Raw genomic sequence first — 12409 nt, forward strand, 5'->3', positions numbered from 1 at the left:
TCATTACAATGAAAAGCAAATTATTCACACTAGCATTCTTATCTGCAGGTATTTCTATATATGCACAGGTTGGGATTAATGTATCGATGCCACAGGCCTCTCTTGACGTGGTAGGTTTTCCATCCGATAATAATAAACTGGACGGCGTTATTGCCCCAAGGCTTACAGGGGTACAGTTGAAAGCCAAGACCTATACAACAGCCCAAACAGGGGCAATAGTATATGTAACTGTAGCGGAAACAACGCCTACCGGACAAACCGTTGATGTTGTAGTGCCCGGCTATTATTATTTTGATGGTACAAAATGGAGCAACTTAGGTTCTGACTGGCGGACAACAGGAAATACAGGAACTGTAGCTGCCACTGCTGGCTTGGGAAATGATGTTTCCTCCGGTAATTATTTAGGAACCAATGATGGGCAAAATTTGATACTGGCAACCCAGAAAAATGTAAAAGGAATTTTGGATGTAAACGGAACCCTGCGTGGAGGGAATTCTAATTCTACATCAGGGACTTTTGCATCATTCACATGGGGGTCTAATAATACGCTCACAAATAGTACTTCTTCCAATGTGGCCTTAGGAAAAGATAATACAGTTTCTGCACAGGGAAATTTTCCTGCAGTTGCGATCGGATTAGGTAATACAGCAAATAATGGTGCTAAGGTTATTGGAAACTCTAATAATGCATCGGGAGCCAATAATTTAGTTTTTGGAAATCTGAACACAATAACAGGAATTACAGGGTTAACCCTTGGAAACAGTAATACTAATAACGGAGGTATTATTGTGGGAGCCGGAAATACAGCAGTAACCAATACCGTTGCCATAGGTTCTGCAAATGATGTTTCAGGAGGGCAGGCCATAGCCATAGGATTTACAGGAAAAGCATTAGCAGGCCAATCAGTATATGCCAATAAAGCTCATGCCTTTTTTAATATAGGAAACGGGACTGATGCCATTGTTGGAGTTAATATGGTGCCCACAGCAGATACAGCATCCGGAGCAGCTATTCAAATGAAAGGAATCGCTCCATCCAATAATACATGTACAAGCAAAGAAGAAGGAGCTATCCGTTACAATGCGACAGCGAAAGCGCACGAGGGATGTAATGGAACAATATGGAAAACATTCTAGCAAAAAAAATTAAACACAAACCTTAAAAATAAAAAAATGACCAAAAAATTATTCGAGAAATTGACTGCAATGCTCATGACATTAGTAATGTCTGCTGTAGTATTTGCACAACAAGGCTATGAACCTATCCGAGGGATGGGAGTAGAAGCAAAACCTGTAAACAATTCAGGGATTTGTCTGGCATGTTACAACGGAAGTATGAATCCGGTAGTAGATGCTAACTTAGATAACAGCGTAAGTATGGGGAATTTTGCCTCTCTGGTAAGTGGAAACGGAATCTCTGTGAAGAATAAGAATACCTCTTATCCGGCAGGATATATCACCGGATTTAATGTTGATCTTGGGACAAGCTTTATTACAATTGATCTGCTAAGTTCTTTGAGGATCAGTACGTATAAAAATGGTGTTCTTCAGGAAACAACTACCAGCAGTACTCTTTTATCGGTGCCCGCATTTGGAGGAAGCAAAAACAGAATATTCTTACATTTAAAAACCACCAAGGAGTTTGATGAAGTGAGGCTATACCAGACAAACGTTCTTTCTGTTTTCAGTGCTATGAATGTGTATTATGCATTTGCATTTGATCCGGCAAAAGTACCTACGGATAATAATGGTATTTGTGATGATATCATTGCAGGAAGCGGTGTAGATGGTAATGTGTCTGGAAGCAGTAGTTTCCTTGCTCCGCTTTCCTATGTTCAGAATAAAGAAAATATTGGAGACGGAAATAAAAACTCTTTCGGGAAAGTAGTTCTTCCAATAGGGTTGTTAGGATCTTATTCAGTGGGAGTTTTGGATAAAAATCAGGTGTATCCTGCTGGTAATAGAACGGGGTTTGTAATAGAACCAGATGATCAGGGGAAACTTTTAAGTGCTGAATTCTTAAAAAATATTACCATTGAAACTTATTTATTCGGACAACTTCAGGATTCAAGACAATTATCAGATGGTGGAGGATTAATCAATATTAAAGTTCTTGGTTATGGTTCCGGAAAACAAAAAGTTACCCTTACGACTACCAAGCCATTCAATGAAGTAAGATTGAAAATTACCCAGACTTTAGGGTTTAACTTAGGAGCGCTTAAAGTATATTATGCTTTTGAAGAACCCCTGTCATGTGAATGTGATGATAAAATACAGACAAGTGGCTCTGCTATCCCCGGAAACTTGGTAACAGGAGGAAGCTGGACATCAGGACCTGGTTTTCTGGGACTTATTTTAGCAAAAATGACAAATCCAGAGGCTATTGTTGATAATAATCCATCCAATTATGCAACAGCAACAGTTCCTGCGGCATCAATCTTTAGTATTTTCTCAGCATTTGCTACAGTAAGCAGTAACTCCATACTGCCTGTCAATACAATGGCCGGATTTACAGTAGAAAAGGCAGGAAACCTTCTTGGAGTAAGCGTTCTGGAAAATATTACAGTGACCTTGTACAATGGAAACGCCGTTACAGATACCTTTACAAGCTCAGGAAGTCTTATCAGCGGAAACTTCTTTACTACCAACTCAAATAAGTTCTATGTAGGAGGTAAAGCTACAAAGCCCTTTAACCGTATGAAGATTACTTTCAATAGCGGAACCGCTGTTCGTATTCCTCAGAACTACTATATCTACAATGCCTTTGCAAGTAAAGATGATGATAATGACGGAACACCAAATTGCTTTGATCGCTGCCCTGGAGGTGATGACAGCATTGATAATAACGGAAATGGTATTCCGGATTGCGCAGAAGGATGTACGGTGGTTAATGATAAGTCGCCAACATTAGATACAGATGGCGATGGTATTGTTGATGCTTGTGATTTTGATTCTGATAATGATGGTATTCCGGATTCAATGGAAGATTTTGATAAAAACGGAAAATTTGAAGATGATGATATGGAAGGAGATATTTTAATTACGCCTATACTTGGAGATGCCATTCCAAATTATCGTGACCTGGATTCTGATAATGACGGAATCCTGGATCTATTCGAATCTGGAATTCCTACCTCAGTAATCAATCAAATTGATGCAGATCATAATGGGGTCATAGATGCTGGGGTAGTGGTAGGAAACAATGGTTTAGCTGATGTACTGGAGACTTATCCGGATTCAGGTACTTTGAAATATCCTATTAAAAATACAGACGGAGACGGTCTTCCTGATTTCCTTGATCTTACTTCCAATGGTTCAGATCTTGACTTGTACCAAATTGGAAAAGGTAATCTGGATACAACAGGAGGAGGCTTTATTTCTACGATTGATGATAAGGATAGAGATGGTATTCAGGCAGTGGTAGATACTGATCTGGTGAAGAGAGGATCACCTAATTCTCCACTTTCTCCTTATGCCTCATTGTTGAAAAATGCATCAATGAATTTTGAGAAAATTACAAAAAGTTCAGAAATAACGGGTGTTGCAAACGATGTTAAGGTATTTCCTAATCCGGTAAAATCAGGGGATAACCTTATGATTACAGCGGCGGAAGAAGGAGTTTATACATTGTTCTCATCACAGGGACAAGTAGTTAAGTCTGATAAATTCACCGCACGTACAGGTATTAATACCTCTTCATTGCCTACAGGCATCTATATTATTAAGATAGAAACTAAGTCTACGGTAAAATCTTATAAGGTGATTGTAAAATAAATATAAAAATTCTTAATGTTAATAAGGGCTGTCCAATAATGGGCAGTCTTTTTTATTTTAATAATCTCAAAATGAGCGTATTTGTTTGTATTTGTGAATGAAATTTTGTATCTTTGCACCTCTTTTGGCGCGAAAATTTGTATGTAAATTTATAAAATATTGAAAATCAACTCTTTCATTGTGTAAAAACATGAAAGGGGTTTCGTGTTTATGGATATTGCAGGTAATATAGCCTCAAAAGTAATAAAAGTATTTTGCATTACGCTGTGAAAAGATATACCAGTGTTGCAGTTAGGAATCAGATAAAAGACCTAAAGAACATAGAATAAAGAACAAAGATCGATAATTGCGCCAAAATTTTCTTCTCTTTTTCTTTTTTTATTACTCTTTTCCCTTTTTCTCTCCTGATATTTTTTAATGAATCAAAATATTTTTTAACCCTTTCTTAAAAGTTTTATGAGTAAAACAAAATCAACAACTCAAGGAAATCCGAGAATTAATTTCTCATCAGCGAAAGGAAAAATCATCACTCCAGACTTCTTGGATATCCAAATCGAGTCTTTCAGAGAATTTTTCCAGCTTGATACACTTCCTGAAGCCAGAAAGACAGAAGCTCTTTACAAGACTTTCCAAGAGAACTTTCCAATTACAGATTCTAGAAATCAATTCGTATTGGAATTCTTGGACTATCTGGTAGATTCTCCACGTTATTCAATCGATGAATGTGTGGAAAGAGGACTTACTTATTCAGTTCCTCTAAAAGCAAGACTTAAATTATATTGTACTGACCCGGAACACGAAGATTTCCAAACAGTGGTTCAGGATGTATATTTAGGTCCGGTTCCTTATATGACTCCTTCTGGTTCATTCATTATCAATGGAGCAGAGCGTGTAATCGTAACTCAGTTACACAGATCTCCGGGTGTATTCTTCGGACAAACTTACCACGCTAACGGAACCAAACTTTACTATTCAAGAATTATCCCTTTCAAAGGATCTTGGATGGAATTTACAACAGATATTAACAGCGTAATGTACGCGTATATCGACCGTAAGAAAAAATTACCATTAACAACTTTATTAAGAGCTATCGGTTACGAATCTGACAAGGATATCCTTCAGATCTTCGACCTTGCAGAAGAAGTGAAAGTTTCTAAAGCGGCACTTAAAAAAGTAGAAGGGAGAACATTGGCTGCGAGAGTATTGAACACTTGGTTCGAAGATTTCGTAGACGAAGATACAGGTGAAGTAGTTTCTATCGAAAGAAACGAAATCATCTTAGATAGAGAAACTATTCTTGAAAAAGAACACTTAGATCTTATCTTGGATGCTGGTGTGAAGTCTATCTTGATTCACAAAGAAAACAGCAATGAATTCTCTATCATCCAGAATACATTACAAAAAGACCCTACTAACTCTGAAAAAGAAGCGGTAGAGTATATTTATCGTCAGTTAAGAAATGCAGATCCACCAGACGAGGAAACTGCAAGAGGAATTATTGAAAAATTATTCTTCTCTGAGCAAAGATATTCATTGGGTGAAGTTGGACGTTACAGATTGAACAAAAAGTTAGGTCTAAACATCCCAACTACAACTGAGGTTCTTACAAAAGAAGATATCATTGCTATCGTAAGACACTTAATCGAGCTTGTAAACTCTAAAGCTGAGGTTGATGATATTGACCACTTATCAAACAGAAGAATTAAAACTGTTGGTGAGCAATTAGCAGGACAGTTCGGGGTAGGTCTTTCAAGAATTGCAAGAACAATCAAGGAAAGAATGAACGTTAGAGATAACGAAATCTTTACTCCGCTTGACCTTGTAAATGCTAAGACTTTAACATCTGTAATTAACTCGTTCTTTGGTACCAACCAGCTTTCTCAGTTCATGGACCAAACCAACCCTCTATCAGAAATCACGCACAAGCGTAGACTTTCTGCACTAGGGCCTGGTGGTTTATCAAGAGAAAGAGCAGGTTTCGAGGTTCGTGACGTTCACCATACTCACTACGGAAGAATTTGTCCGATTGAAACTCCGGAAGGACCAAACATCGGTTTGATTTCATCTCTAGGTATTTATGCTAAAATCAACAGACTAGGTTTCATCGAAACTCCATATAGAAAAGTAGAAGACAGCAAGATTAATCTTAATGCTGACCCTATTTATCTTAATGCAGAAGACGAAGAAGACAAAGTAATTGCTCAGGCAAACGTTGAATTGAGTGATAATGGAGACTTCTTAACAGACAGAATTATTGCAAGATTAGATGGTGACTACCCTGTAGTTGAGCCATCTCAGGTTAACCTTATTGATGTTGCACCAAACCAGATCTCTGGTATCTCTGCTTCATTGATTCCGTTCCTTGAGCATGATGATGCGAACCGTGCATTGATGGGATCTAACATGATGCGTCAGGCCGTTCCTCTATTGAAGCCACAGGCTCCAATTGTTGGTACTGGGCTTGAGCAGCAAGTTGCAAGAGATTCAAGAATTTTGATCAATGCTGAAGGTACAGGTACTGTAGAGTATGTGGATGCTGATAAGATCACTATTAAATACGAAAGAAGCGAAGACGAAGATTTAGTACAATTCGAGTCTGCTACTAAAACATACAAACTTACTAAGTTTAGAAAAACCAACCAGAGTACAACAATCACACTAAGACCAAACGTAAGAGTAGGTGACGTAGTGGAGAAAGGACAAGTACTTTGCGACGGTTATGCTACTGAAAAAGGAGAATTAGCTCTTGGTAGAAACTTAGTGGTAGCGTTCATGCCTTGGAAAGGATACAACTTTGAGGATGCAATCGTAATCAACGAAAAAGTTGTACGTGAAGACTGGTTTACTTCAATCCACGTGGATGAGTACTCTCTTGAAGTTCGTGATACCAAATTAGGTATGGAAGAACTTACAGCAGATATTCCAAACGTTTCTGAAGAAGCTACTAAAGATCTTGACGAGAACGGTATGATCAGAATCGGTGCTGAAGTGAAGCCTGGAGATATCATGATTGGTAAAATTACTCCAAAAGGTGAATCTGACCCGACTCCTGAAGAAAAACTTCTTAGAGCAATCTTTGGTGATAAAGCTGGTGATGTAAAAGATGCATCATTAAAAGCTGACTCTTCATTAAGAGGAGTTGTTATCAACAAGAAATTGTTCTCTAGAAACATTAAAGACAAAAAGAAAAGAACTGAAGAAAAACTTAGACTAGAAGAGATTGAAAACACTTATAAGGCTAAGTTTGATGAGTTGAGAAACACTTTAATTGAAAAATTAAATACACTGGTAAGCGGTAAAACTTCTCAAGGGGTACAAAATGACCTTGACGAAGAGATCATCGGTAAAGGTGTGAAGTTCACTCACAAATTGTTAACTTCAGTTGAAGATTATGTAAACGTTAGTGGTGCAGACTGGACAGTAGACGCTGACAAGAATGAATTGATCAAACAATTAATTCACAATTACAAAATCAAATATAACGACATCCAAGGAGTTAAAAACCGTGAGAAATTCGCAATTTCAATCGGAGATGAACTTCCTGCAGGTATCATGAAGCTAGCTAAAGTTTACATCGCTAAGAAACGTAAACTGAATGTAGGAGATAAAATGGCAGGACGTCACGGTAACAAAGGTATCGTTTCAAGAATCGTTCGTGAAGAAGATATGCCATTCTTAGAAGATGGAACACCAGTAGATATCGTATTGAATCCACTAGGGGTACCTTCTCGTATGAACATCGGTCAGATCTATGAAACAGTTCTTGGATGGGCTGGTCAGAAGCTGGGTATGAAGTTCGCTACGCCAATTTTTGATGGGGCAACTCTTGATCAGATTACTGAATATACAGAGAAAGCAGGTCTTCCTAAATTCGGTCACACTCACCTTTATGATGGTGGTACCGGAGAAAGATTTACTCAGGCTGCAACTGTAGGTATCATTTACATGTTGAAACTAGGACACATGGTTGATGACAAAATGCACGCACGTTCTATCGGACCTTACTCATTGATTACTCAGCAGCCGTTAGGAGGTAAAGCTCAGTTCGGTGGTCAGAGATTCGGAGAGATGGAGGTTTGGGCACTTGAAGCATTCGGTGCATCAAACATCTTGAGAGAAATCTTGACTGTGAAGTCAGATGACGTGATTGGTAGAGCGAAAACTTATGAAGCAATTGCTAAGGGTGAATCTATGCCTGAACCAGGTATTCCGGAATCATTCAACGTATTACTTCACGAGTTACAAGGACTTGGACTTGACGTAAGACTTGAGGAATAATTTTAAATTTTGAATGTCAAATTTTGAATCAATTCAAAATTTTATAATCCAAAATTTATAATCCAAAATCTAAAATCTAAAAAATGTCAAATAAAAATAAATCAAGTAGATTTAATAAAATAACCATCGGTTTAGCTTCACCGGAGTCTATTTTACAAGACTCAAGAGGGGAAGTTTTAAAACCGGAAACTATTAACTACAGAACTCACAAACCGGAAAGAGACGGATTATTCTGTGAGAAAATTTTTGGTCCTGTAAAGGATTACGAATGTGCTTGTGGTAAATACAAGAGAATTCGTTACAAAGGGATCGTTTGTGACCGTTGTGGAGTAGAAGTTACTGAGAAAAAAGTAAGAAGAGAGAGAATCGGACACATTAATCTTGTAGTTCCTATCGCTCACATCTGGTATTTCCGTTCTTTACCAAACAAAATCGGTTACCTTCTAGGAATTCCTTCTAAGAAATTAGATATGATCATCTACTACGAAAGATATGTAGTGATTCAACAAGGTATTGCTAAGAAATTAGACGGTTCTGATTTTGAAAATATGGAATTCCTTACAGAAGAAGAGTATCTTGATATCATGGAGACTCTTCCTGTAGAAAACCAGTATCTTGATGATTCTGATCCAAACAAATTCATCGCCAGAATGGGTGCTGAAGCGGTAGAAGATCTATTAAAAAGAATCGATCTTGATGCATTGTCTTTCGACTTGAGACACAAAGCTCACAATGAAGGTTCTAAGCAAAGAAGAACTGAAGCTCTAAAAAGATTGAACGTTGTAGAAGCATTAAGAGGTGCTAATACAAGAATGATCAACAGACCAGAGTGGATGATCATGCGTGTACTTCCTGTTATACCACCAGAACTAAGACCATTAGTTCCATTGGATGGAGGACGTTTCGCAACTTCTGACTTAAATGACCTTTATAGAAGAGTTATTATCAGAAATAACCGTTTGAAGAGATTATTGGAGATCAAAGCTCCTGAAGTAATCTTGAGAAACGAGAAGCGTATGCTTCAGGAATCAGTAGATTCATTATTCGATAACACAAGAAAATCTTCTGCAGTAAAATCTGAATCAAACAGACCATTGAAATCACTTTCTGATTCATTGAAAGGTAAGCAAGGTCGTTTCCGTCAGAACTTACTAGGGAAAAGGGTAGATTACTCTGCGCGTTCGGTAATTGTTGTAGGTCCAAACTTACAGCTTCACGAATGTGGTATTCCTAAAGATATGGCAGCTGAACTTTACAAACCATTCATCATTAGAAAACTAATTGAAAGAGGAATTGTAAAAACAGTAAAATCTGCAAAGAGAATTATTGATAGAAAAGAACCAGTAGTTTATGATATCCTTGAAAACGTGATGAAAGGTCACCCTGTTCTACTGAACAGAGCACCTACGCTTCACAGATTGGGTATTCAGGCTTTCCAACCTAAGATGATCGAAGGTAAGGCAATCCAGCTACACCCGTTAGTAACAACAGCATTCAACGCCGATTTCGATGGTGACCAGATGGCGGTACACTTACCGTTAGGACCAGAAGCAATCCTTGAAGCTCAGTTATTAATGCTAGGTTCTCAAAACATCTTGAACCCTGCCAACGGTTCTCCAATTACAGTACCTTCTCAGGACATGGTTCTTGGTCTTTATTTCATGACTAAAGAATTGAGCTCTACAGAAGATATGAAAGTGAAAGGAGAAGGTCTTGCATTCTATTCTCCTGAAGAAGCGGAAATCGCTTATGCAGAAGGTAGAGTATCTTTAAATGCTAAAGTAAGATGTAGACTTCCTATCAAAGAAGATGGTGTAATCGTAACAAGATTAATCGAAACTTCTGTAGGTAGAATTTTATTTAACCAGATTGTACCTAAGCAGGTAGGATATATCAATGAACTTCTTACTAAGAAATCATTGAGAAACGTTATCGGTAAGATCCTTGCTGATACAGATTTCCCTACAACTGTGAAGTTCCTTGATGCAATGAAAGATTTAGGATATTCAAATGCATTTAAAGGAGGTCTTTCATTCTCACTTGGGGATATTGTAGTTCCTGTTGAGAAAAAACAGATGATTGCTACTTCAATTGAAACTGTAGACGAAATTAGAGCTAACTATAACATGGGTCTAATTACCGATACAGAACGTTATAACCAGGTAATCGACGTTTGGACAAACACCAACGCAGGATTAACTGAAATGATCATGAGCAGAATGAAAACTGACCAAGGTGGTTTCAACTCTGTATATATGATGCTTGACTCTGGAGCGAGGGGTTCTAAAGAACAGATCCGTCAGTTATCAGGGATGAGAGGTTTGATGGCAAAACCGCAAAAAGCCGGTTCTACCGGAGCGGAGATCATCGAAAACCCGATCCTTGCAAACTTTAAGGAAGGTCTTTCGATTCTAGAGTACTTTATCTCTACCCACGGTGCTCGTAAGGGTCTTGCGGATACCGCTCTTAAGACAGCCGATGCTGGTTACTTAACGAGAAGATTGGTAGACGTTGCACAGGACGTTATCGTTACAGAAGATGACTGTGGAACACTAAGAGGTACAGAAGTTACTGCACTTAAGAAAAATGACGAGATCGTTGAAAGAATCTCTGAAAGAATCTTAGGTAGAGTATCCCTTCATAATATCTACGATCCTGAAAGTGACGAGCTTATTGCTAGCGCAGATCAGGTGATCATTGAATCATTGGCGAAGAGAATCGAAGAAGCAGGATTAGAAGCTGTGGAGGTTCGTTCACCATTAACTTGTGAAGCTAAGAAAGGTATCTGTGCGAAATGTTACGGTAGAAACTTAGCAACAGGTAAAGTGATTCACATGGGTGAAGCAGTAGGTGTAATTGCAGCACAATCAATTGGGGAACCAGGTACTCAGCTTACGTTGAGAACTTTCCACCAAGGTGGTACTGCAGGTAACGTTTCTGAAAACCCATCCATTGTAGCTAGAAGAGATGGTATCGTTGAAATGGACGAAGTAAGAACAATTACTTCTGAAGATGAAAACGGTAATACAGCTGAGGTTGTAGTTTCTCGTTCAACAGAATTTAGATTAGTTGCTGATAATGAGTCTAGAACTCCATTAATGGTAGCTAACGTACCTTACGGATCTATATTAGCTGTAAAACCAGGTGATAAAGTGAAGAAAGGAGATACAATCTGTAGATGGGATCCATATAACGCGGTTATCATTGCTGAAACTTCAGGTAAGGTAGAATACGAGGATATCATCCAGGGTATTTCATTCCAACTTGAAATTGACGAACAAACAGGATTTGAAGAGAAAGTAATCTCTGAATCTAGAAATAAGAAAGCCGTACCTACCCTGAAGGTGGTAGACTCTAAAGGTGTTGAGCAAAAAGCTTACAACTTACCGGTAGGAGCCCACTTAATGGTAAACGATGGTGAAAAAATTAAGGCTGGTAAAGTCCTAATCAAGATCCCAAGAAAATCTGCAAAAGCAGGGGATATCACCGGAGGTCTTCCGAGAGTTACCGAATTATTCGAAGCAAGAAACCCTTCAAACCCAGCGGTTGTTACTGAAATCGACGGGGTAGTTTCTTACGGAAAAATTAAGAGAGGTAACCGTGAACTTATTGTTGAAGCTAAAACTGGAGAAAGAAAAATTTACTTAGTAAAACTTTCTAACCAGATCTTGGTTCAGGAGAATGACTTCGTAAGAGCAGGTTCTCCACTTTCTGACGGTTCTATTACACCGGACGATATCCTAAGAATTAAAGGCCCAACTGCGGTTCAGGAATACTTAGTAAACGAAATTCAGGAAGTTTACCGTCTACAAGGGGTAAAAATCGACGACAAACACTTCGAAATCATCGTAAGACAGATGATGACAAAAGTATCTATCGTAGATGGAGGTGATACTCAATTCCTTGAAGGCGCTCTTGAACATAAGTATGACTTCTTGGAAGAAAACAACAGAGTATTCGGTCTTAAAGTAGTTACTGAAGCTGGTGATTCTAAAGAATTTAAACCAGGTCAGATGATCACTGCAAGAGAATTAAGAGACGAAAACTCTAAGTTGAAGCGTGAAGATCAGGCTTTAGTAGAAGTAAGAGAAGCACTTCCTGCTACTGCAACTCCTGTATTACAAGGTATTACAAGAGCAGCACTTCAAACTAAGTCATTCATGTCTGCAGCATCATTCCAGGAAACAACTAAGGTTCTTAATGAAGCAGCAGTTGCTGGTAAAGTTGACTCTCTTGGTGGTCTTAAAGAAAATGTAATTGTAGGTCACAGAATTCCTGCAGGTACAGGTCTTAAAGAGTATCAGAATGTTATCGTAGGTTCTAAGAAAGAATTCGAAGACCTTAACTAAAATTAATGA

4 protein-coding genes are annotated in these 12409 nt (G+C 38.3%); all 4 read left to right on the forward strand.

Annotation, left to right across the window (positions count from 1 at the left end; genetic code table 11):
* Positions 1-8: 8 nt before the first annotated feature.
* The 4 genes from C7D53_RS00940 (at position 9) to rpoC (ending at position 12400) form a co-directional block, all read left to right on the forward strand.
* Positions 9-1136 (forward strand): hypothetical protein, encoded by a 1128-nt coding sequence (locus C7D53_RS00940; protein WP_162926047.1) that lies wholly within the window; start codon positions 9-11, stop codon positions 1134-1136.
* 36 nt (positions 1137-1172) lie between these two features.
* On the forward strand, positions 1173-3773 hold the full coding sequence (locus C7D53_RS00945) for a T9SS type A sorting domain-containing protein (protein ID WP_106914545.1): 2601 nt from the start codon (positions 1173-1175) through the stop codon (positions 3771-3773).
* A 456-nt stretch (positions 3774-4229) separates the two neighbouring features.
* Positions 4230-8051: a DNA-directed RNA polymerase subunit beta gene (rpoB, locus tag C7D53_RS00950; RefSeq protein WP_106914546.1), complete on the forward strand. Its 3822-nt coding sequence runs from the start codon at positions 4230-4232 to the stop codon at positions 8049-8051.
* An 83-nt stretch (positions 8052-8134) separates the two neighbouring features.
* Complete coding sequence (gene rpoC / locus C7D53_RS00955; RefSeq protein WP_106914547.1) at positions 8135-12400, forward strand: DNA-directed RNA polymerase subunit beta'; 4266 nt, start codon at positions 8135-8137, stop codon at positions 12398-12400.
* The last annotated feature ends 9 nt before the right edge of the window (positions 12401-12409 follow it).

It is taken from the genome of Chryseobacterium aurantiacum (genome assembly GCF_003020585.1).
GTDB classification, from domain to species: domain Bacteria; phylum Bacteroidota; class Bacteroidia; order Flavobacteriales; family Weeksellaceae; genus Chryseobacterium; species Chryseobacterium aurantiacum.